Annotated in this window: 18 protein-coding genes; 9 read left to right on the top strand and 9 right to left on the bottom strand. The window is 69.9% G+C overall.

Features of this window, described 5'->3' with window-relative positions; translation table 11 throughout:
* The first annotated feature begins 68 nt into the window (after positions 1 to 68).
* Together IEZ21_RS08865 and IEZ21_RS08860 are read left to right on the top strand one after the other, a co-directional pair.
* Positions 69 to 959, top strand: a complete 891-nt coding sequence (locus IEZ21_RS08865) for a hypothetical protein (RefSeq protein WP_189321298.1) — start codon at positions 69 to 71, stop codon at positions 957 to 959.
* An 83-nt stretch (positions 960 to 1042) separates the two neighbouring features.
* The gene (locus tag IEZ21_RS08860) at positions 1043 to 2557 is read left to right on the top strand and encodes an ankyrin repeat domain-containing protein (RefSeq protein WP_189321297.1); all 1515 of its coding nucleotides are present in this window, start codon (positions 1043 to 1045) and stop codon (positions 2555 to 2557) included.
* Between the two features lie 71 nt (positions 2558 to 2628).
* On the opposite strand, the gene IEZ21_RS08855 is transcribed toward IEZ21_RS08860, so the two are convergent.
* Complete coding sequence (locus tag IEZ21_RS08855) at positions 2629 to 3543, bottom strand: SDR family oxidoreductase (protein WP_189321296.1); 915 nt, start codon at positions 3541 to 3543, stop codon at positions 2629 to 2631.
* A 1-nt stretch (position 3544) separates the two neighbouring features.
* Complete coding sequence (locus IEZ21_RS08850) at positions 3545 to 4303, bottom strand: SDR family oxidoreductase (RefSeq protein WP_189321295.1); 759 nt, start codon at positions 4301 to 4303, stop codon at positions 3545 to 3547.
* Positions 4304 to 4390: 87 nt separating this feature from the next.
* On the opposite strand from IEZ21_RS08850, the gene IEZ21_RS08845 reads away from it, so the two are divergent.
* From IEZ21_RS08845 to IEZ21_RS08830, 4 genes are read left to right on the top strand one after another with little or no spacing between them, the layout of a single operon-like run.
* Positions 4391 to 5230 carry an enoyl-CoA hydratase family protein gene (locus IEZ21_RS08845; protein ID WP_189321294.1) on the top strand — a complete coding sequence of 280 codons (840 nt, stop codon included), beginning with the start codon at positions 4391 to 4393 and terminating at the stop codon, positions 5228 to 5230.
* A 1-nt stretch (position 5231) separates the two neighbouring features.
* Entirely contained in the window at positions 5232 to 6104 is an 873-nt protein-coding gene (locus tag IEZ21_RS08840) for a CoA transferase subunit A (RefSeq protein WP_189321293.1), read from the top strand.
* Positions 6101 to 6847: a CoA-transferase subunit beta gene (locus tag IEZ21_RS08835; RefSeq protein WP_189321292.1), complete on the top strand. Its 747-nt coding sequence runs from the start codon at positions 6101 to 6103 to the stop codon at positions 6845 to 6847. Before IEZ21_RS08840 ends, IEZ21_RS08835 begins: the two co-directional genes overlap by 4 nt.
* Entirely contained in the window at positions 6847 to 7899 is a 1053-nt protein-coding gene (locus IEZ21_RS08830; RefSeq protein ID WP_189321291.1) for an NAD(P)H-dependent flavin oxidoreductase, read from the top strand. Before IEZ21_RS08835 ends, IEZ21_RS08830 begins: the two co-directional genes overlap by 1 nt.
* A gap of 15 nt (positions 7900 to 7914) precedes the next feature.
* Here IEZ21_RS08830 and IEZ21_RS08825 read toward each other — a convergent pair whose 3' ends face one another.
* The 3 genes from IEZ21_RS08825 to IEZ21_RS08815 all read right to left on the bottom strand — a co-directional run bounded on the left by IEZ21_RS08825 (position 7915) and on the right by IEZ21_RS08815 (position 10556).
* Positions 7915 to 9072, bottom strand: coding sequence for an acetyl-CoA C-acetyltransferase (locus IEZ21_RS08825; RefSeq protein ID WP_189321290.1), 1158 nt, complete (start codon positions 9070 to 9072; stop codon positions 7915 to 7917).
* Positions 9073 to 9143: 71 nt separating this feature from the next.
* Entirely contained in the window at positions 9144 to 9755 is a 612-nt protein-coding gene (locus tag IEZ21_RS08820) for a TetR/AcrR family transcriptional regulator (RefSeq protein ID WP_033318022.1), read from the bottom strand.
* 15 nt (positions 9756 to 9770) lie between these two features.
* Positions 9771 to 10556 carry an SDR family oxidoreductase gene (locus IEZ21_RS08815; protein ID WP_189321289.1) on the bottom strand — a complete coding sequence of 262 codons (786 nt, stop codon included), beginning with the start codon at positions 10554 to 10556 and terminating at the stop codon, positions 9771 to 9773.
* Between the two features lie 114 nt (positions 10557 to 10670).
* On the opposite strand from IEZ21_RS08815, the gene IEZ21_RS08810 reads away from it, so the two are divergent.
* Both IEZ21_RS08810 and IEZ21_RS08805 read left to right on the top strand, forming a co-directional pair.
* Positions 10671 to 11816 (top strand): acyl-CoA dehydrogenase family protein, encoded by a 1146-nt coding sequence (locus IEZ21_RS08810; RefSeq protein WP_189321288.1) that lies wholly within the window; start codon positions 10671 to 10673, stop codon positions 11814 to 11816.
* The gene (locus IEZ21_RS08805) at positions 11816 to 12787 is read left to right on the top strand and encodes an acyl-CoA dehydrogenase family protein (RefSeq protein WP_189321287.1); all 972 of its coding nucleotides are present in this window, start codon (positions 11816 to 11818) and stop codon (positions 12785 to 12787) included. Before IEZ21_RS08810 ends, IEZ21_RS08805 begins: the two co-directional genes overlap by 1 nt.
* On the opposite strand, the gene qcrB is transcribed toward IEZ21_RS08805, so the two are convergent.
* Both qcrB and IEZ21_RS08795 read right to left on the bottom strand, forming a co-directional pair.
* Positions 12762 to 14408, bottom strand: a complete 1647-nt coding sequence (gene qcrB / locus IEZ21_RS08800; protein ID WP_189321286.1) for a cytochrome bc1 complex cytochrome b subunit — start codon at positions 14406 to 14408, stop codon at positions 12762 to 12764. The two genes, IEZ21_RS08805 and qcrB, sit on opposite strands and share 26 nt — an antisense overlap.
* A gap of 75 nt (positions 14409 to 14483) precedes the next feature.
* The gene (locus IEZ21_RS08795) at positions 14484 to 15203 is read right to left on the bottom strand and encodes a vWA domain-containing protein (RefSeq protein ID WP_189321285.1); all 720 of its coding nucleotides are present in this window, start codon (positions 15201 to 15203) and stop codon (positions 14484 to 14486) included.
* 92 nt (positions 15204 to 15295) lie between these two features.
* On the opposite strand from IEZ21_RS08795, the gene IEZ21_RS08790 reads away from it, so the two are divergent.
* Positions 15296 to 16183, top strand: a complete 888-nt coding sequence (locus IEZ21_RS08790; protein ID WP_246567425.1) for a chitosanase — start codon at positions 15296 to 15298, stop codon at positions 16181 to 16183.
* A gap of 103 nt (positions 16184 to 16286) precedes the next feature.
* On the opposite strand, the gene IEZ21_RS08785 is transcribed toward IEZ21_RS08790, so the two are convergent.
* A complete protein-coding gene (locus IEZ21_RS08785; RefSeq protein ID WP_189321284.1) occupies positions 16287 to 17747 on the bottom strand; it encodes a glutamate synthase subunit beta in 1461 nt (486 codons plus the stop codon).
* Complete coding sequence (gltB, locus tag IEZ21_RS08780; RefSeq protein ID WP_189321283.1) at positions 17740 to 22335, bottom strand: glutamate synthase large subunit; 4596 nt, start codon at positions 22333 to 22335, stop codon at positions 17740 to 17742. Before gltB ends, IEZ21_RS08785 begins: the two co-directional genes overlap by 8 nt.
* Positions 22336 to 22597: the final 262 nt, after the last annotated feature.

The raw sequence follows: 22597 nt of genomic DNA, 5'->3' as shown, positions 1-22597 counted from the left end.
TCACCGCCACCCGCAGGCACCGGACGCTTATCGTGGATGTGGGTTCAAGCCTCCTGGGGGGTGCGGGCGTGGCGAACGGCGGTCCCGTCGAGCATGGCTACCCGCACCTGGACACGGTGCGGGCGGCGATCACCGCGCTGTACAAGCGGCTCTCGTACGACACCATCCACACCTTCGACACCAGCGTGGCCCCCGCCGACGTGGCCTTCGCCGATCATGACGACCTGTACCTGGGCGCCCAGCGCGTGGCCCGCGAGCTGGTCCAGCACTTCCGGCTGCCGGACGCCCGCATGATCGTCGGCTTCCGCGAGATGCACCACGCGGCGAGCGTCGAACTCGCCGCGGGCCCCGAGTACTTCATCGAGCTGAACGACCGCTTCCGCTCCCACCGCAGGGACATCGGCGCCGCCCTCGCCCACGAGATCATGCATGTCTATCTGCACCGTCTGGACCTGTCGTTCCCGGGCACGCGCGACAACGAGATCCTCACGGACACGGCGACGACGTATCTGGGCGCGGGCTGGCTGCTGCTGGACGCGTTCCGCGAGGACGGTGCCTCCTCGCAGAAGCTCGGCTATCTGACTCCGGAGGAGTACGGATACGTGCTGGCCAAGCGGTCCCTGGTCTTCGGCGAGGATCCCTCGACGTGGTTCACCAGCCCGCAGGCGTACACGGCGTACACGAAGGGCATGGCGCGGGCCCGCCACGACGAGCAGCAGCCCCCGCTGACCGCGGCCGGCTGGGCGGGCCGCCGCCGCTACGCCAAGGACCGCCGCCACGCCCAGGACCACCTCGGCCGTCCCGTCGGCGTCCCGTACGACTTCACCCCCGACGGCCATGGCCCGCTGCGCGTGTCGTTCCCCTGCCCGACCTGCCATCAGCGGATCCGGGTGCCGGTACGGGGCCGGGTGCGGGCCCGCTGCGGCCTGTGCCGCACGGTGCTGGAGTGCGATACCTAGCCCAGTGCGACGTATGGGCAACGTCACGTGATTCATGGCGAAATGCTTTGCCCCGCACACGTCTGACGGGCGAAGGTCGAAGGATGAACACGCACGATCTGGCGGCCGCTCTTTTCACCGCCGTGTACGAGGCCGACGAGGACGCGGTCGTACGGCAGCTGTGCGCGGGCGCGAGTCCGGAATCGGTGGACGAGGACGGCCAGACGGTCCTGTATCTGGCGGCCATGACGGACGACCCAGGTGTCGTACGCCTCCTCCTGGCGGCCGGAGCCTCACCGGACCGGCTCAGCGCGGGCAGCGACTCGCCGCTGTGCGGAGCGGCGTGCGGCGGGCACACGGAGGTCGTACGTGCGCTGCTGGCGGCCGGGGCGCGGCCGGATCTGGTGGAGGAGGGCGGGTTCACGGCCCTGACCTGGGCTGTCCAGCGCGGCCACGCGCCCGTGGTGGCCGCGCTGCTCGCGGGCGGCGCGGACCCGAACCGTCCGGGCCCCACCGGCGAGTCCCCGCTGGTGACGGCCGCGCGCCGCGGCTCCCCCGGTTGCGTACGCGCCCTGCTCGTGCACGGGGCGCGGGCCCGGTCCGAGGCGCTGACCGAGGCCCGGCGCCGGCTGACCGTGGACGTGGAGGCGGAGCTGCGGGCGGGCCTGGAGCGCACGCACGGGCCCGGCCATGAGTACGTCACCCACCGTTTCCCGGAGGACGGCGGCGTGACCGTCGAGGTCCTACTGCTGATGGACGGCCGCCCGAGCTCGGGCAACGACCAGCAGACGGGCCACGCGGCCATCGTCACCCTTCTGGAGACATCGCTGAGCATCGCGGCCCCCGCCCCCGAACTCGCCGACCGCGCCCTGCGCTTCGGCGACCCCGACAACGACGACTGGACCGAGGCGGTGACCGCGCTCGCCCGGCGCGGCGACGAGGAGACGTTCCGGGCGGCGGCCCTCTGGTGCGGCGACGGCGCGAACCCGTTGCGGCAGGCGTTCGGAGCGGATGTGCTGGGGCGGTTGGGGGCGGAGGGCGGGCCGGAGCAGGACGAGACAGCCGTACGCCCCTTCGCGAGCCAAAGCGTGCCGCTGCTGCGGGAGTTGGCGCGCGAGACCGAGCAGCCGTTGACGTTGCGATCCGTGGTCGCGGCGCTCGGGCAGCACCAGGACCCCACCGCACTTCCCGAGATCCTCGGGTACGCCGGCCACCCGGACACCGGCGTACGACGCGCCGTCGCCGTCGCCCTGTGCGGGCTCGTTCCCGCCTCTCACGCGGAGGGCATCGCGCGGCTCGTCGCCCTGGCGGGGGACGCGGACAGGGACGTACGCAACTGGGCGACGACGGCCCTGGCCGTACTCGACACGGACACCCCCGCGCTGCGGGACGCCCTTGCCACGCTCCTCGACGACCCGGATCCGGAGGTGGTGGCGGAGGCGGCACGCGGGCTGGCCGTGCGTCAGGATCCACGTGCGATCGCCGCGTTGGAGCGACTCCTCGCCGAGGAGAAGCCCGACAGCCCGCCTCGCACGACCGCCGAGGAGGCGGTCGAGCACATACGGGACGACCGCGTACGGACATTGCTGTCGTGGACGCTGCCACGCCGCCGAGTATGACGAGGTCTCCGGAACCGGACGGCGCAGACACATCTCCTGGGTGTCGTACGCCGATTGCCCTCCCGATTGCTCTACCGGGCCCCGTAGACCGGCTGCGGCGGCTCCGCCTGAGCGAGCAGCTTGAGTGCCGTATCCCCGGCCTCGGACGGCGTCCAGCGGGCCCTCTTGTCGGCGCTCGGCCCGGCCCGCCAGCCCTCCATCACGGTGATACGGCCGCCTTCGGCCTCGAAGACCCGGCCGGTGACCCCGGCGCTGGCGGCGGACCCGAGCCAGACGACGAGCGGCGAGACGTTCTCGGGCGCCATCGCATCGAAGCCGCTGCCAGGCGCCGGCGCCGCCATCGTCTCGGCGAAGGTTCGTTCGGTCATACGGGTGCGCGCGGCTGGCGCGATCGCGTTGACCTGCACTCCATAGCGCCCCATCTCGGCGGCGGCCACCAGCGTGAGCCCGACGATGCCCGCCTTCGCCGCGCTGTAGTTGCCCTGCCCGACCGACCCCAACAGCCCCGCCCCGGAGCTGGTGTTGACGACGCGCGCCTCAGGCGTACGCCCTGCCTTCGCCTCCGCCCGCCAGTACACAGCGGCCTGCTGAAGCGGCAGGAAGTGCCCCTTCAGGTGGACGCGCATGACGGCGTCCCAGTCGTCCTCGTCGAGGTTCACAAGCATCCGGTCGCGCAGGAACCCGGCGTTGTTGACGAGCGTGTCCAGCCGCCCGAACGCGTCGAGTGCCGTCGCGATCAGCGACTCGGCGCCCTCGCGCGTGGCGATGTCCCCGCCGTGCGCGACGGCCTCGCCGCCCGCCGCGCGGATCTCCTCGACGACCCGTGCGGCCGGGCTGTCGGGCCCGGGCGCTCCGTCGAGGCCGACACCGAGGTCGTTGACGACGACCCGCGCCCCCTCGGCCGCGTACGCGAGGGCGTGCGCCCGTCCGAGGCCACGTCCCGCGCCGGTGACGATCACGACCCGGCCGTCGCAGATTCCGGTCATGTCACTTCTCCTTGTTGACGGTCGCAGCGTCCAGGAAGGCGGGCCGCTCTCCCCCGCCATGCACGAGCAGGCCGGCCCCGGTGATGTACGCGGCGGCGTCCGAGGCGAGGAACACGGCCGCCTCGCCGATGTCGGAGGGCGCGGCGAGGCGGCCCAGCGGAACTGTGCGGGACACGGCGGCGATGCCCTCCTCGTCCCCGTAGTGGAGAGGGGACAGTTCGGTACGGACCATCCCGACGACCAGCGTGTTGACGCGGACGTCCGGCGCCCATTCCACGGCCATCGACCGGGCCAGATTCTCCAGGCCCGCCTTGGCCGCACCATAGGCCGCCGAACCGGGAGAGGGCCGGGTCCCGCTGACGCTGCCGATCATCACGACCGAGCCCCGGGCGCGTTTGAGGTGCTCGTACGCCGCCAGGGACACGGTCAGCGGTGCGGTGAGATTGAGCTCGATCACGCGCGCATGCCGCTCGGCGTCCGCGTCGGCGAGCAGCCGGTACGGGGCGCCGCCCGCATTGTTGACCAGGACGTCGAGCCGGGGCAGCGCATCGAAGAAGTCGCGTACGGCTGTCGGGTCACGCACGTCGAGGGGCATGAACTCGACACCCTCGACCGGTGCTTCGGGCGGTCTGCGGGCGCAGGCCACGACCTCGGCGCCCGCCTCGGCGAACGCTCGGGCGATCCCGGCGCCGACGCCGCGGGTTCCGCCGGTGACAACCACGAGTCGCTTGTCCTGCCGGGTGTCCTCCCGGTTGTCCACAGGGCCTCCCGCTGGTCGGCATTCGCTGTTACCTTCACTTCAGATCGCACCTAACAAATGTTTGGTGGAAAGGTAGCTGATGCGTCCATGGGTGTCTCCACCTCGTCCCCGGAAAAGGGGATTTCCGTAGTCACGGTCGACTTCCCGCCCGTGAACGCGCTTCCGGTGCGCGGCTGGTTCGACCTGGCCGACGCCGTGCGCACGGCGGGCCGCGACCCCGAGATCCGCTGTGTCGTGCTGACCGCCGAGGGGCGGGGGTTCAACGCGGGCGTCGACATCAAGGAGATACAGCGGGACCAGGACCGGCCGGAGCAGGACCGGCGGGATTATGGGCGGCAGCAGGACGGTCGGCGTGGCGCGACGGGCCATGATGCGCTGATAGGCGCCAACCGCGGCTGCGCGGAGGCGTTCGCCGCGGTGTACGAGTGCGAGGTGCCCGTGGTGGCGGCCGTGCGGGGCTTCTGCCTGGGCGGCGGCATCGGGCTTGTGGGGAACGCGGACGCGATCGTGGCGAGCGATGACGCCACCTTCGGCTTGCCCGAGCTGGACCGGGGCGCGCTGGGTGCGGCCACGCATCTGGCCCGCCTCGTGCCGCAGCACCTGATGCGCGCGCTGTACTACACCTCGCGTACGGCCACGGCGGCCGAGTTGCACGCGCACGGTTCGGTGTGGCGGGTCGTTCCGCGTGCCGAAGTTCTGGACGCAGCCCTGGAGTTGGCGCGGGAGATAGCGGCCAAGGACGGGCAGCTGATCCGGCTCGCCAAGGCCGCCATCAACGGCATCGACCCCGTCGACGTGCGCCGGAGCTACCGCTTCGAGCAGGGCTTCACCTTCGAGGCGGGCCTCAGCGGGGTGGCGGACCGAGTTCGGAGCACATTCGGCCATGACGCGTCCAGCCATGACACATCCGGAAAGGAGGGCCGGTGAGTTGAGCGACAAGACCATGTCGGCGGATGAGGTCGTCGGCCGTCTGGAGAGCGGGATGACGATCGGCATCGGAGGCTGGGGGTCTCGCCGCAAGCCGATGGCGCTGGTGAGAGCACTGCTCCGTTCCGGGATCACCGATCTCACGGTCGTCTCGTACGGCGGCCCGGACGTCGGCATGCTCGCGGCCGCCGGGCGGATACGGAAACTGGTCGCCGCCTTCGCGACCCTCGACTCGATCCCGCTCGAACCGCACTATCGCTCGGCGCGCGAGAGCGGTGCTCTCGAACTGATGGAGATCGACGAGGCGATGTTCATGTGGGGTCTGCACGCCGCCGCGAACCGGCTGCCCTTCATACCGGTGCGGGCCGGCGTCGGCTCGGATGTGATGCGGGTCAACCCCGGCCTGCGGACGGTCACTTCACCGTACGAGGACGCGTCGACGGGACTCCAGGAGACCTTCGTCGCCATGCCCGCCCTGCGCATGGACGCCGCGCTGGTCCATGTGAACCGCGCGGACCGTCTCGGCAACGGGCAGTATCTGGGCCCGGATCCGTACTTCGACGACCTGTTCTGCGAGGCGGCCGACACCGCGTATGTCTCCTGCGAGCGCATCGTCGACACGGCCGAGCTGACGAAGGAGGCCGCCCCGCAGACCCTGCTGATCAAGCGGCACAGCGTGACCGGCGTGGTGGAGACGCCGAACGGGGCGCACTTCACGTCCTGCGCGCCCGACTACGACCGGGACGAGGGCTTCCAGCGGCTGTACGCGACCACACCCTGGCCGGAGTTCACCGAGCGGTTCCTGCACGGAGGCGAGAAGGACTACCAGTCCGCCGTACAGGCCTGGCACGCGTTGGAGGAGGAGCGGCGATGAGCGAGGTACTGAGCGACGTGACGCGCGCCGAGTACTGCGTGATCACCTGCGCCGAGGCCTGGCGGGACAACGGCGAGGTGCTCGCCAGTCCCATGGGTACTGTCCCGTCCATAGGCGCCCGGCTCGCCAGGCTGACCTTCGCCCCCGACCTGCTCCTCACCGACGGCGAGGCGATGCTGGTCGGCCCGGACGGCACTGTGGAGGGCTGGCTGCCGTACCGGCAGCACCTCACGATGGTCACCGGCGGCCGACGGCACGTGATGATGGGCGCGAGCCAGATCGACCGGTTCGGCAACCAGAACATCTCCTGCATAGGCGACTGGGAACGGCCCGCACGGCAGCTTCTCGGGGTGCGGGGCGCGCCGGTCAACACCCTGAACAATCCGGTCAGTTACTGGGTCCCCCGGCACTCCACCCGGGTCTTCGTCGAGAAGGTCGACATGATCTGCGGAGTGGGGTACGACAGCGCCGCGGCGGCCGGTCCCACGACGACCCGTTTCCACCGCATCCCCCGGGTCGTCTCCAGCCTCGGCGTGTTCGACTTCGCGACCCCGGACCGCTCGATGCGGCTCGCCTCGCTGCATCCGGGGGTGACGGTCGAGGAGGTCAGAGAGGCGACGGGGTTCGAGCTGACGGTTCCCGAGAAGGTGCCGTACACGCGCGAACCGACCGGGGAGGAGCTGGAGTTGATACGCGAGGTGCTCGACCCGCAGGGGCTGCGCAACCGTGAGGTCAAGGGCTGATGGAGACCGCGCTGACGAAACTCGTCGGGGTGCGCCATCCGATCGTGCAGACCGGTATGGGCTGGGTCGCGGGCCCTCGCCTGGTCTCCGCCTCCGCAAACGCGGGCGCTCTGGGGATTCTGGCCTCCGCGACGATGACCGTGGAGGGGCTGAGGGGGGCCGTCCGGGAGGTCAAGTCCCGTACGGACGCGCCGTTCGGCGTGAACCTGCGAGCGGACGCGGGCGATGCTCACGAACGGGTGCGGATCATCATCGACGAGGGCGTGAAGGTCGCCTCGTTCGCGCTCGCGCCCTCCCGTGAGCTGATCGCCGAACTGAAGGACGCGGGTGTCGTGGTCATCCCGTCCGTCGGGGCCCGCCGCCATGCCGAGAAGGTCGCGGCGTGGGGTGCGGACGCGGTGATCGTGCAGGGCGGCGAGGGCGGCGGGCACACGGGCGAGGTGGCGACGACGGTGCTGTTGCCACAGGTCGTGGACGCGGTGGAGATACCCGTCGTGGCGGCGGGCGGCTTCTTCGACGGCCGGGGCCTGGTCGCGGCGCTCGCGTACGGGGCGGCGGGGATCGCCATGGGCACCCGTTTCCTGCTCACCTCGGACTCGACGGTGCCGGACGCGGTGAAGGCCGAGTACCTCGCGGCGACGGTGAAGGACGTCACGGTGACGAGGGCAGTGGACGGCCTGCCCCACCGCATGCTCCGCACGGACCTGGTCAACTCCCTTGAGGGAGCGGGCCGTACGAGATCCTTGGCCCGCGCAGTACGCCGAGCCGCCGGCTTCCGGAAGCTCTCCGGCCTCACCTGGCCCGGAATGATCCGCGACGGCCTCGCCCTGAAGCACGGCAAGAACCTGTCCTGGAGCCAGGTCCTGCTCGCCGCCAACACACCGATGCTGCTGCGCGCGTCGATGGTCGAGGGCCGTACGGACCTGGGGGTGATGGCCTCGGGCCAGGTGGCGGGAGTGATCGACGACCTGCCGTCATGCGCGGAACTGGTGGAACGCGTGATGGCCGATGCCGAGCGGGTGCTCCAGGAACTGGCTGTCGCCAAGCACTGAGGTGACCGGCGGGCGTCAGAGCCGCTCGATGATCGTCACGTTCGCCTGACCGCCCCCCTCGCACATCGTCTGCAGGCCGAACCGGCCCCCCGTGCGCTCCAGTTCGTGCAGCAGCGTCGTCATCAGCTTGACGCCGGTCGCGCCCAGTGGGTGGCCCAGGGCGATCGCGCCCCCGTTGACGTTGACCTTTGCCGGATCCGCGCCCGTCTCCTTCAGCCAGGCCAGGACGACGGGAGCGAAAGCCTCGTTGATCTCCACAAGGTCGATGTCGTCGATGGTCAGGCCGGTCTTCTTCAGGGCGTGTGCCGTGGCCGGGATCGGAGCCGTGAGCATGCGGATGGGGTCCTCGCCTCGTACGGAGAGGTGGTGGACGCGCGCGCGTGGCGTCAGGCCGTGTTCGCGTACCGCCCGCTCGGAGGCCAGCAGCATCGCGGCGGCGCCGTCGGAGACCTGGGAGGAGCAGGCGGCGGTGATGGTGCCGCCTTCGATGACCGGCTTCAGGCCGGCCATCTTCTCCAGTGAGGTGTCCCGGCGCGGCCCCTCGTCGACCGTGACGTCGCCGTACGCCACGGTCTCGCGCTCGAAGCGGCCCTCGTCGATCGCCCCGATCGCCCGCTGATGGGACCGCAGCGCGAACTCCTCCTGGTCGAGGCGGCTGATACCCCACTTGGCGGCGATCATCTCGGCGCCGACGAACTGGTTCACCGGCTGGTCCCCGTACCGCGCCCGCCACCCCTCGCTCCCCGCGAACGGCCCCTCCGTGAGCCCCAGTGGAGCGGTGGCCCGCCCGGAGGCGAACCCGATGGGGACCTGCGTCATGTTCTGGACACCGCCCGCGACCACCAGGTCCTGCGTGCCGGACAGCACACCCTGCGCGGCGAAGTGCACGGCCTGCTGCGACGAACCGCACTGCCGGTCGACCGTCACCCCCGGCACCTCCTCGGGCAGCCCTGCCGCCAGCCAGCACGTCCGCGCGATGTCACCGGCCTGCGGCCCCACGGTGTCCAGGCAGCCGAAGACGACGTCCTCGACGGCGGCCGGGTCGACGCCGGCACGCGCGACCAGAGCCTTCAGCACATGCGCCCCCAGGTCGGCGGGATGCACCCCGCTCAAGCCACCTTTGCGGCGCCCGACGGGCGTACGGACCGCTTCGACGATGTAGGCCTCGGCCATGACAACTCCCAGTCAGATCAAGTCGATCCAGTTCGCTACGGTCGATCCAGTGCGATGTCGATCCAGTTCGGTTACGTACGTACTGCGATCCCGTCCAGCACCATCGACAGGTACTGCCGGGCGATCTCCTCGGGGCCGTGCTGTCCGCCGGGCCGGTACCAGGACGCGGCGACCCACACCGTGTCGCGCACGAACCGGTAGGTGAGCCGTATGTCGAGGTCCTCCCGGAAGACCTCGGCGGCCACCCCCCGCTCCAGCGTGCTCAGCCACGCCTTCTCGAACTTGCGCTGCGAGTCGGCGAGAAACGCAAAGCGCTCCTGCGACGCCAGGTGCTTGGACTCCTTCTGGTAGATGGCGACGGCCGCGCGGTGCCGGTCGATCTCCCGGAAGGACTCGATGACCAGGGCCTCCAGCGTCTCCCGGGGCCCGAGCTCGGCATCCAGGACGGTGTCGTACCCGTCCCACAGCTCGTCCAGGAACGTCCGCAGGATCTCCTCCAGCATCGACTCCTTGGAGTCGAAGTGGTAATAGAGGCTGCCCGCGAGCATGCCCGCGTGGTCGGCGATCTTGCGGACGGTGGTGGCGTTGTAGCCCTGCTCGGCGAAGACCTCGGCGGCGGTGCCGAGGAGTTCACTGCGCCTGGCGGGCGAGGCGGTCACCTGGGGCTTCTTCTTCGTAGGCACGGATCCATTGTCGTCCTAGGCATGCTGGCTGCTGACGGACACGACCTCGCCGGTCATGTACGAGGAGTAGCCGGACGCGAGGAACACGATCACGTTGGCCACCTCCCAGGGCTCGGCGTACCGCCCGAAAGCCTCGCGCTCGGTGAGTTCCTCCAGCAGTTCGGGGCTGGTGACCTTCACCAGATGCGGGTGCATGGCGAGGCTCGGCGACACGGCGTTCACCCGCACCCCGTACTCGGCCGCCTCCATGGCCGCGCACCGGGTCAGCGCCATCACGCCCGCCTTCGCGGCGGCGTAGTGCGCCTGGCCGGCCTGGGCGCGCCAGCCGACGACGGAGGCGTTGTTGACGATCACGCCGCCGCCACCGGACTCCCGCATCGCCCGCAGTACCGCCCGCGTACACCGGAAGGTGCCATTCAGCGTCACGTCGAGCACTCTCGACCACTGCTCGTCCGTCATGTCGACGAGGTCCGAAGTCCCGCCGAGACCGGCGTTGTTGACCACGATGTCGAGCCGCCCGTGCAGCCGCTGGGCTGCGTCGAAGAGCGCCTGCACCTGAGCCTCGTCGGTGACGTCACAGGCGAGCGCCGCGACCCCCTCGAACTCGGCCGCCAGCTCCCCCTCGTACTCCTTCAGCCGCCGCGCGTGCGCGTCGCTGATCAGTACGCGCGCGCCCTCCTCCAGGAAGCGGCGTGCCGTGGCCCCGCCTATCCCCGCGCCCGCGGCAGCCGTGATGACGGCCGTACGCCCCTTCAGCAGCCCGTGCCCGGGCACGTACGCCGGACCCTCGACGTCTGTCATGGAGCCACGCTAACCTACCAAACACTTGTTAGGGAAGCCCGTTCTCGCTGCGCGGAGCCTCGAGGGACTCCGATGAACTTCTAGAAACTCCTGGGAACTCCGAGGAAGGTGACCGTGGACCTGAACCACTCCCCCGCCGACGAGGCGTTCCGCGCCGAAGCCCACGCCTGGCTCGCCGCGCACGTACCGCCCGAGCCCCTCCCCTCCCTGGAGACCGAGGAGGGCTTCGCGGCACACCGCGCGTGGGAGGCCGAACTGGCCGCGGACCGCTGGTCGGCGGTGTCCTGGCCGGTCGCGTACGGCGGCCGGGGCGTCGACATCCTCAAGTGGCTGATCTTCGAGGAGGAGTACTACGCGGCGGGCGCCCCCGGCCGCGTCGGCCAGAACGGCATCAGCCTCCTCGCCCCCACCCTCTTCGATCACGGCACCGAGGAGCAGCGCGCCCGGATCCTGCCGCCCATGGCATCCGGCGAGGTGATCTGGGCGCAGGCGTGGTCCGAGCCCGAGGCCGGTTCGGACCTGGCCTCGCTCAGGTCAAGGGCGGTGCGCACGGACGGGGGCTGGCGCTTGAGCGGGCAGAAGACGTGGTCGTCGCGGGCCGCGTTCGCCGACCGCGCGTTCGGCCTGTTCCGCAGTGAGCCGGACACCCCGAAGCCCCACCAGGGGCTCACGTACGTGATGTTCGACCTGCGCGCGCCGGGCGTCACCGTCCGCCCCATAGGCCGCCTCGACGGGAAGCCTGCCTTCGCGGAACTCTTCCTGGACGAGGTCTTCGTGCCGGACGAGGACGTGATCGGCGAGCCCGGCCAGGGCTGGCGGGTCGCCATGTCGACAGCGGGCAACGAACGCGGTCTGACCCTCCGCTCCCCCGGCCGTTTCCTCGCCGCCGCCGACCGGCTCGTCGACCTGTGGCAGGCGCACGGCGACCCGTCCGACACGGCCCTGCGCGACCGCGTGGCGGACGCGGTGATCGGCGCCCGCGCGTATCAGCTCTTCACGTACGCCCACGCCTCCCGCTTCCTCCAGGGCGAGCCCCTCGGCCCCGAGTCCAGCCTGAACAAGGTCTTCTGGTCGCAGTACGACATCGCCCTGCACGAGACGGCGCTAGATCTGCTGGGCGCGGAGGGCGAGCTGGCGGACACCGACTGGTGCGAGGGCTACGTCTTCTCGCTCGCCGGCCCCGTCTACGCCGGCACCAACGAGATCCAGCGCGACATCATCGCCGAGCGCCTCCTCAGCCTGCCGAAGGGACGCCGCTGATGCGCTTCCTCCTCGACGACGAGCAGCAGGCCTTCGCCCGCTCGCTGGACGCGATGCTGACGGCCGCGGACACCCCGTCGGTCATACGGTCCTGGAGCGCCGGGGACCCCACGGCCGGGCGCGCGCTGTGGACCCGTATCGCGGAGGCGGGAGTGTTCGCGCTGGCGGTTCCGGAGGCGTACGAGGGAGTCGGGCCGCTGCCCGTCGAACTGGCCGTCGCCTTCGTGGAGTTGGGCCGACATGCGGCGCCGGGACCGCTGGTCGAGACGGTGGCGGCGGCCGTGCTGCTCACCGAGCCGGAGGCCGCCAAGCGGCTGCTCCCGGCGCTGGCGTCCGGCGAGGTGATCGCGACGGTGGCGTCGGAAGGCTCGTACGCCCTGGACGGAGACGTGGCCACGGTCCTTCTCACGGTCGACGGCGAGGCACTGCGCCTGGCCCCCGGGCACGGCCCGGTACGTACATCCCTGGACCCGGCCCGCCGCCTCACCCGCCTCGACCCCGGCGGTGAACTCCTCGCCAGGAACCAGCCCCTCCCCCGGGCCCTCACCTGGGCCCGGCTCGCCACCGCCGCGCAGGCCTTGGGGGTGGGACTCGCCCTCCTCGACAGGACGGTCGCGTACGTCAAGCAGCGCGTCCAGTTCGGCGTGCCCATAGGCTCGTTCCAGGCGGTCAAGCATCAACTGGCCGATGCGAAGATCGCGTTGGAGTTCACGCGCCCGCTCGTCTTCGGCGCCGCGCTGTCCATGGACCCGGCCGATGTCGCCGCGGCCAAGGTCACGGCGTGTGAGGCGGCGTACGCCACGGCGCGCACGGCGCTGCAACTGCACGGCGCGATCGGCTACACCGCGGAGTACGACCTGTCCCTGTGGCTGACCAAGGCACGCGCCCTGCGAACCGCCTGGGGCACCCCGGGCGAGTGCCGAGCCATGGTGCTCGACAGCGGGCTCAGTGGTGATGGTCGCCGCTCGTGAGCTCCCGGTACTCCTCGGGGGTTGGTTTGGGGATGTGCGTGTGCGGTCCGTACATGGCGCGGGCGAGCCGGGCGCGCAGCCGCTCCGCGGGTCTGACCTTCCGGACGACGCCGTTCGCGTCGACAGTCGGGCCCACCTCGTACGGCGGGGCCTGCTCGTGCTGGGTGAGGGTGAACCGCTGTGCCTGCGAGAGCGGTTCGTGCACCTCGACGAACTCGCCGTTCGGCAGCCGCTTGATGGTGCCGGACTCCCTGCCGTGCAGCACCTTGTCCCGGTCGCGGCGTTGCAGCCCCAGACAGATCCGTCTGGTGATGATGAAGGCGAGGACGGGCACCACGAAGAAGCCGATCCGTACGGCCCACGTGATCACGTTGATCGACAGATGGAAACGCGTGGCCACGATGTCGTTGCCGCCGCCGATCAGCAGCACCCCGTACAGACTCAGCCAGGCCACGCCGAGGCCGGTGCGCGTGGGCACGTTGCGCGGGCGGTCCAGGATGTGGTGCTCGCGTTTGTCGCCGGTGATCCAGGCCTCGATGAACGGGTACACGCCGATCGCCAGCATGAGCAGCGGGAAGAGGGAGAAGGGGATGAAGACGCCCAGCGCCAGGGTGTGGCCGAAGGCGTTGATCTCCCATCCCGGCATCACCCGGATCAGGCCCTCGGAGAAGCCGAGGTACCAGTCGGGCTGGGCGCCGGTGGTGACCAGGTCGGCCCGGTAGGGGCCGAAGGCCCACACGGGGTTGATGGTCGCGATCGCGCCCATCACCGAAAGCACACCGAAGACCAGGAAGAAGAAGCCGCCCGCCTTGGCCATGTAGACCGGCAGGAACGGCATGCCGACCACGGACTTCTGGTCGCGTCCGGGCCCGGGGAACTGCGTGTGCTTGTGGTAGAAGACCAGGATCAGATGGGCGACCACCAGGCCGAGCATGATCCCGGGCAGCAGGAGAATGTGGATCGGGTACAGCCGGGAGATGATGTCGTCCCCGGGGAACTCTCCGCCGAAGAGGAAGAAGGAGAGATACGTTCCCACGACCGGCACCGACAGGATCGCGCCCTGGGCGAAGCGCAGGCCCGTGCCGGAGAGCAGGTCGTCGGGGAGCGAGTAGCCGGTCAGTCCGGTGATGATGCCGAGGAACAGCAGCGTCCAGCCGAACAGCCAGTTCAGCTCGCGCGGCTTGCGGAAGGCGCCGGTGAAGAACACCCGCATCATGTGGATCAGCATCCCGGCGACGAACACGACCGCCGCCCAGTGGTGGATCTGCCGGATGAGGAGTCCACCGCGTACGTCGAAGCTGATGTCGAGCGTGGACTCGTACGCCCTGGTCATGATGATGCCGTTCAGGGGCTCGTACGAACCGTGGTAGACGGTCTCGGCGCTGCTCGGCTCGAAGAACAGCGTGAGGTAGACGCCCGTGAGGATCAGGATGAGGAAGGTGTAGAGGCAGATCTCACCCAGCATGAAGGACGGGTGGTCCGGGAACACCTTGCGCATCTGGGACTTGGCAAGCCCGTAGACCCCGAGCCGTCCGTCGGCCCAGTCCGCCAGCCGCTCACCCTTGCCCGTCTGCACCGGCCGCCCGCCGCTGCCGTGCCGGTCCGCCGATCGCGCGCCCATATGCCGCCTCTCGCCGCAGATCCTCCCAGAGTGACACGACGATCACACAAATCCAACGGGGTCGCTAGCGATCTTTCAGCCGACGATGCCCCGGGCCCGGGCCGCCGACAGCCACTGCGGGAACTCGGCCACCAGACGGTCGTACAACTCGCGGTCGGAGACCCGTCGCGGATCCGCACCGGCGTGGAAGAAACCGGCGTTGTCGACGATCCGCTTGCCCGGCACCGCCAGTTCGTCGAGCTTGCGGAGGAAGTCGAACTGCTTGCTCGTCGCGTCGCCGAAGCCGATGAACTGCCAGAAGAGGGGGAGCTTCGCGGCCTTGCACAGGTACCGCTCGGCGGCGAGCTTGTTGATCGGGCCGCCGTCGGTCTGGAAGACGACCAGGGCCGGGTCCTTGGAGCCGCTGTCCAGGTAGTGGTCGATGACCGCGTCCATGGCCAGGTGATAGCTGGTCTTGCCCATGTGGCCGAGGCCCGCGACGATCTGTTCGATACGGCCCTGGTGGTTGTCGAGCGCGATGTCCGTCACCGCGTCGATGTCCGTGGAGAAGAACACCACGGGTACGGTCCCGTCGTCGTCGAAGTGCGTCGAGAGGCCCAGCACCCGGTCGGCGAGCGCCTGTACGCTGCCGTCCTTGTAGTACGGCTTCATCGAGCCCGAGTAGTCGACGACGAGATAGACGGCGGCCCGCTGTCCGCTCAGCCCGTGCTCGGCGAGGCTCGCTCCCGCGCTCTTGTAGAGGGAGACCAGCGCGGGCGCGGTCTCCTCCACCTTGCTGAGACTGATCCCGGCCACAGCGGCTCCTTTCGGTCAAGGGCTGACCGGGTGAGCGTAGCTGGGAGAACCGCTCGCCAAGCCGGCGTACGGCGGAACGTACCCTGAGCGCCATGAAGCGTGCCGGTTGCCTGTTGTTCGCTGCCGTACCCGTCGTTGTGACGGCCACGGTCTACCTTTCCACGCCCGAGACGAAGTCGGACGGCTCCGGCTCCGGCTCCGGGGGAAAGCCGTCGGCCACGCAGCCGACCGGGCGGGCGGCCGAGGATGCGCTGATCGCGAATCTGCCGCCCGGGCTCGCGGCGCCGGAGAAGAAGGAACTCGCCAACAAGATCGTGACGAGCGCGGAGAACTCGACACTGAACTGGCGCGGCCAGTACGGCTACATCGAGGACATCGGCGACGGCCAGGGCTACACCGCGGGCATCATCGGCTTCTGCACCGGTACCCACGATCTCCTCGTCCTCGTCGAGCGCTATACGAAGGACCACCCGGACAACGGGCTCGCACGTTATCTGCCCGCTCTGCGCAAGGTGGACGGTACGGATTCCCACGAGGGCCTGGACCCCGGGTTCACCGCTGCCTGGAAGAAGGAGGCGGAGGTGGCGGCCTTCCGTGAGGCCCAGAACGAGGTGCGCGACCGTATCTACTTCGACCCCGCGGTGCGGCTCGCCAAGCTCGACGGTCTCGGTACGCTCGGTCAGTTCATCTACTACGACGCCATGGTCATGCACGGTCCCGGCACCGGCCCGACCGGCTTCTACACCCTGCGTGAGCGCGCCGTCTCCGAGGCGGACACGCCCGCGCAGGGCGGCAAGGAGAAGGCGTACCTCGACATCTTCCTGGACACCCGCCGCAAGGCCATGAAGTCCAAGAAGTCCCACCGTGACACCAGCCGAATCGATACGGCACAGCGGCGTTTCCTGTACGACGGGAACTTCGACCTCAAGCCTCCGCTGGAGTGGGCGATGTACGGGGAAACGTTCCGGGTGACCCGGTAGCGGGGCGGAACACCACAACGCCCGCCCTGCGTCCGGTCGGGGACAAGGGGCGGGCGTCGTGGTGTTCCGTACGCCTTTGTACGGGACGTTCTGGGAGGGGCCGTCAGACCGCGAGTGCGCGGTCCGTCGGGCGGATGGGAGCCGGGAGGCCGCTCGCGCCCGTGAGGAAGCGGTCGACGCCGCGGGCGGCCGAGCGGCCCTCCGCGATGGCCCACACGATCAGCGACTGGCCGCGGCCGGCGTCACCCGCCACGAAGACACCCGGAACGCTCGTCTGGAAGTCGCCGTCACGGGCGACATTGCCCCGCTCGTCGAGGTCCAGGCCGAACTGCGAGACCATCCCGTTCTCCTGGTCGATCCCGGTGAAGCCCATCGCGAGTGTGACCAGCTGAGCCGGAATCTTCCGCTCCGTACCAGGCTTCTGGTTCAGCTTGCCGTCCACGAACTCGACCTCGACAAGGTGCAGCCACTGCACGTTGCCGTCCTCGTCGCCCTCGAAGTGGGTGGTGGAGACGGAGTACATCCGCTCGCCGCCCTCCTCGTGTGCGGAGGTGACCTTGTAGAGCATGGGGAACGTCGGCCAGGGCTGGCCGGGGTTCCGCTCCTCGCCCGGCTGCGGCATGATCTCCAGCTGCGTGACGGAGGCCGCGCCCTGACGGTGGGCGGTGCCCACGCAGTCCGCGCCCGTGTCGCCGCCGCCGATGACCACGACGTGCTTGCCCTCGGCGGTGATCGGAGGCGTCACATAGTCGCCCTCCTGCACCTTGTTGGCCAGCGGCAGGTACTCCATCGCGAAGTGGATGCCGTTCAGCTCACGCCCGGGGACGGGAAGGTCACGCGAGACGGTCGACCCGGCCGCGATGACCACGGCGTCGTACCGCTTGCGCAGATCCGTCGCCTTCATGTCGCGGCCGATCTCGATGCCCGTACGGAAGCGGGTGCCCTCCGCGCGCATCTGCTCGATACGGCGGTTGATGTGCCGCTTCTCCATCTTGAACTCGGGGATGCCGTAGCGCAGGAGACCGCCGATACGGTCCGCTCGCTCGTAGACGGCGACGGTGTGGCCGGCCCGCGTCAGCTGCTGGGCGGCGGCCAGGCCGGCCGGGCCCGAGCCGATGACCGCGACCGTCTTGCCGGACAGCCGCTCCGGCGCCTGCGGCGCGACATCGCCGCTGTCCCACGCCTTGTCGATGATCGAGACCTCGACGTTCTTGATGGTCACGGCGGGCTGGTTGATGCCGAGGACGCACGCCGACTCGCACGGGGCGGGGCACAGTCGCCCGGTGAACTCCGGGAAGTTGTTCGTGGCGTGCAGCCGCTCCAACGCCGCCGACCAGTCCTCGCGGTACGCGTAGTCGTTCCACTCGGGGATGAGGTTCCCCAGCGGACAGCCGTTGTGGCAGAACGGGATACCGCAGTCCATGCAGCGCGAGGCCTGCTTGGAGATGATCGGCAGCAGCGAGCCGGGGACGTAGACCTCGTTCCAGTCCTTGACGCGCTCCTCGACGGGACGGGTCCTGGCGACCTCGCGGCCGTGGTTGAGAAAGCCCTTGGGATCAGCCATTGGTCGCCGCCTCCATCATCTTCTCGGTGATCTCGGACTCGGAGAGCCCGGCTCGCTCGGCGGCGTCCTTGGCGGCGAGCACTGCCTTGTACGTACTGGGGATGATCTTGCTGAAGCGGTCCACCGACTCGGACCACTCGGCGAGGAGCTTCCCGGCGACCGTGGAGCCGGTCTCCTCCGCGTGCCGGCGCACCACGTCGTGCAGCCACTGCTTGTCGGTGTCGTCCAGCTTCTCGATGGCGCCGACGTTACCGACGTTCACGTTGTCGCGGTCCAGGTCGATGACGTACGCGATGCCGCCCGACATGCCGGCCGCGAAGTTGCGACCCGTCTCGCCGAGGACGACCGCGTGCCCGCCGGTCATGTACTCGCAGCCGTGGTCGCCCACGCCCTCGGACACGACGGTCGCGCCGGAGTTGCGGACGCAGAACCGCTCGCCGGTACGGCCCCGGAGGAACAGCTCGCCGCCGGTCGCGCCGTACGCGATGGTGTTGCCCGCGATCGTCGAGAACTCGGCGAGGTGGTCGGCACCCCGGTCCGGGCGGACGATCACACGGCCGCCGGACAGGCCCTTGCCGACGTAGTCGTTGGCGTCGCCCTCCAGGCGCAGCGTCACACCGCGCGGCAGGAAGGCCCCGAAGGACTGGCCCGCCGAACCCGTGAAGGTGATGTCGATGGTGTCGTCGGGCAGACCCGCGCCGCCGAACTTCTTCGTCACCTCGTGGCCGAGCATGGTGCCGACCGTGCGGTTGATGTTGCGGATCGCGACCTGGGCGCGGACCGGCTGGGCGTCGGTCGCGCCGGCCGCGGCCAGGGCGTCGGCGGAGAGCTTGATCAGCTCGTTGTCGAGCGCCTTCTCCAGGCCGTGGTCCTGCGCGATGACCTGGTGGCGCACCGCGCCCTCGGGCAGCTCGGGCACGTGGAACAGCGGCTCCAGGTTCAGGCCCTGCGCCTTCCAGTGGTCGATGGCACGCGTGACGTCAAGCGTCTCGGCGTGGCCGACGGCCTCCTCGATGGAGCGGAAGCCCAGCTCGGCGAGGATCTCGCGGACCTCCTCGGCGATGAACTGGAAGAAGTTCACGACGTACTCGGCCTTGCCCGTGAACCGGTCGCGGAGCGTCGGGTTCTGCGTGGCGATGCCGACCGGGCAGGTGTCCAGGTGGCAGACGCGCATCATGACGCAGCCGGACACGACGAGCGGCGCGGTCGCGAAACCGAACTCCTCGGCGCCGAGCAGCGCGGCGATGACGACGTCACGGCCGGTCTTCAGCTGGCCGTCGGTCTGCACGACGATGCGGTCGCGCAGGCCGTTGAGCAGGAGGGTCTGCTGGGTCTCGGCGAGGCCCAGCTCCCAGGGACCACCGGCGTGCTTGAGCGACGTCAGCGGGGACGCGCCCGTACCGCCGTCGTGACCCGAGATCAGTACGACGTCCGCGTGCGCCTTGGAGACACCCGCGGCGACCGTGCCGACACCGACCTCGGAGACCAGCTTCACGTGAATCCGCGCCTGCGGGTTCGCGTTCTTCAGGTCGTGGATCAGCTGGGCCAGGTCCTCGATGGAGTAGATGTCGTGGTGCGGCGGCGGGGAGATCAGGCCGACACCGGGGGTGCTGTGCCGGGTCTTGGCCACCCATGGGTAGACCTTGTGGCCGGGCAGCTGGCCGCCCTCGCCGGGCTTGGCGCCCTGGGCCATCTTGATCTGGATGTCGTCCGCGTTGACCAGGTACTCGGACGTCACGCCGAAGCGGCCGGAGGCGACCTGCTTGATCGACGAACGGCGCGCCGGGTCGTACAGCCGGTCCGCGTCCTCGCCGCCCTCACCGGTGTTGGACTTGCCGCCCAGCTGGTTCATCGCGATGGCGAGCGTCTCGTGCGCTTCCTTCGAGATGGAGCCGTACGACATGGCGCCGGTGGAGAAGCGCTTGACGATCTCGCTCGCCGGCTCGACCTCGTCGATGGAGATCGGCTCGCGGCCCGACTTGAAGCCGAACAGCCCGCGCAGGGTCATCAGCCGCTCGGACTGCTCGTTCACGCGGTCCGTGTACTTCTTGAAGATGTCGTAGCTGCCGCTGCGCGTGGAGTGCTGGAGGCGGAAGACCGTCTCCGGGTCGAACAGGTGAGGCTCGCCCTCGCGGCGCCACTGGTACTCGCCGCCTATGTCGAGGGCGCGGTGCGCGGGCGCGATGCCGCTCGCCGGGTACGCCTTCGCGTGGCGGGCGGCGACCTCCTTGGCGATGACGTCGATGCCGACGCCGCCGATCTTGGTGGCGGTGCCGTTGAAGTACTTCTGGACGAAGGCCTGGTCGAGACCGACGGCCTCGAAGACCTGGGCGCCGCGGTAGGAGGCGACGGTCGAGATGCCCATCTTGGACATGACCTTCAGGACGCCCTTGCCGAGGGCGTAGATCAGGTTGCGGATGGCCTTCTCGGGCTCGATGCCGGGCAGGAACGTCCCTGCGCGGACGAGGTCCTCGACGGACTCCATCGCCAGGTACGGGTTCACGGCCGCGGCGCCGTAGCCGATGAGCAGGGCCACGTGGTGGACCTCGCGGACGTCACCGGCCTCGACGAGCAGGCCCACCTGGGTGCGCTGCTTCGTACGGATGAGGTGGTGGTGGACGGCCGCGGTGAGCAGCAGCGACGGGATCGGCGCGTGCTCGGCGTCGGAGTGCCGGTCCGAGAGGACGATCAGGCGGGCGCCGTTCTCTATGGCGGCGTCGGCCTCGGTGCAGATCTCCTCGATACGGGCCGCGAGGGCGTCGCCGCCTCCGCCGACCCGGTAGAGACCCGACAGGGTCGCGGCCTTCATGCCCGGCATGTCGCCGTCGGCGTTTATGTGGATGAGCTTGGCCAGCTCGTCGTTGTCGATCACCGGGAAGGGCAGCGTGACACTGCGGCACGACGCGGCGGTGGGCTCCAGGAGGTTGCCCGCGGGGCCGAGGGACGAACGCAGCGAGGTGACGAGCTCCTCGCGGATGGCGTCCAGCGGCGGGTTGGTGACCTGCGCGAACAGCTGGGTGAAGTAGTCGAAGAGCAGCCGCGGGCGCTCGGACAGGGCCGCGATCGGCGAGTCCGTGCCCATGGAGCCGAGGGGCTCGCCGCCGGTCTTGGCCATCGGCGCGAGGATGACGCGCAGCTCCTCCTCGGTGTAGCCGAAGGTCTGCTGGCGGCGGGTGACCGAGGCGTGGGTGTGCACGATGTGCTCGCGCTCGGGCAGGTCGGAGAGCTCGATCTCGCCGGCTTCCAGCCAGTCCGCGTACGGCTTCTCGACGGCGAGCTCGGCCTTGATCTCGTCGTCCTCGATGATGCGGTGCTCGGCGGTGTCCACGAGGAACATCCGGCCGGGCTGCAGACGGCCCTTGCGGACGACCTTCGCCGGGTCGATGTCGAGGACGCCGACCTCGGAGCCGAGGACGACGAGGCCCTCGTCGGTGACCCAGTAGCGGCCGGGGCGCAGGCCGTTGCGGTCGAGGACCGCGCCGACCTGGGTGCCGTCGGTGAAGGTGACACAGGCCGGGCCGTCCCAGGGCTCCATCATCATGGAGTGGAACTGGTAGAAGGCGCGCCGGTCCGGGTCCATGGAGTCGTGGTTCTCCCACGCCTCCGGGATCATCATCAGCACGGAGTGCGGCAGCGAACGGCCGCCGAGGTGGATCAGCTCCAGGACCTCGTCGAAGGTCGCCGAGTCGGACGCGTCCGGGGTACAGATCGGGAAGATCCGCTCCAGCTTCTCCGACGGGCCGAACAGATCGGAGACCAGCTGGGACTCGCGGGCGCGCATCCAGTTGCGGTTGCCCATGACCGTGTTGATCTCGCCGTTGTGCGCGACGAAGCGGTACGGGTGCGCGAGCGGCCAGCTCGGGAAGGTGTTGGTGGAGAACCGGGAGTGCACGAGCGCGATCGCGGAGGCGAAGCGGCGGTCGGACAGGTCCGGGAAGAAGGGCTCCAGCTGACCGGTGGTCAGCATGCCCTTGTAGACGATGGTGCGCGCGGAGAGCGACGGGAAGTACACGTCGGCCTCACGCTCGGCGCGCTTGCGCAGCACAAAGGCCTTGCGGTCGAGGTCGATGCCCTTGCTGACGCCGTCGCTGACGAAGATCTGCCGGAAGGCGGGCATCGTGGAGCGGGCGGTGGCGCCGAGGAGTTCGGGGGCGACCGGGACCTCGCGCCAGCCGAGGACGGTCAGGCCCTCTTCGGCGGCGATCGCGTCGATCCGCGCGACGGCGTCGGCCCCGTTGTGCTCGGGCAGGAAAGCGGTACCGACCGCGTACGCACCGGCCTCGGGCAGCGCGAAACCGGCCACCTCACGGAAGAAGGCGTCGGGGACCTGGGACAGGATGCCGGCACCGTCGCCCGAGTCGGGCTCGGCGCCGGTGGCACCACGGTGCTCCAGGTTGCGCAGAACCGTGAGCGCCTGCTCGACCAGCGTATGGCTCGCCTCGCCGGTGAGGGTCGCCACGAAACCGACGCCACAGGCGTCGTGCTCGTTGCGGGGGTCGTACATACCCTGCGCAGCAGGGCGAGCATCCATGAACGACCACTTCTGGCCGTTCTCGGAATGCTGGGACGGCTGGCGCGGCGTACGCATCGGCTCTCCCGTCGTCGTGTTGTGGCATATGCAGATTGCCGAGGGACGACGCTGGCCCTCTGCTGAGATCAAAATTTCGTGCAGGTTACATGATGGAGCGGTTCTCGGGAACCGGATACCGCGTTCCAACATGCGGACACCGCGGGTCGCGGTGGGAGTACCGCTCGTGGCGGTGAAATAAGGGGGCCAACGGGGACAGATCCTGCCCGCCGGTCCGGGTTCGCGGCGGGCAACGTCGCCCACCGCACTGGTGCACAGCAGG

Source organism: Streptomyces flaveus (assembly GCF_014647675.1).
GTDB classification, from domain to species: Bacteria; Actinomycetota; Actinomycetes; order Streptomycetales; family Streptomycetaceae; genus Streptomyces; species Streptomyces flaveus.
The sequence above is the reverse complement of the archived record's forward strand: the minus strand, read 5'-3'. Positions and strand labels throughout refer to the sequence as shown.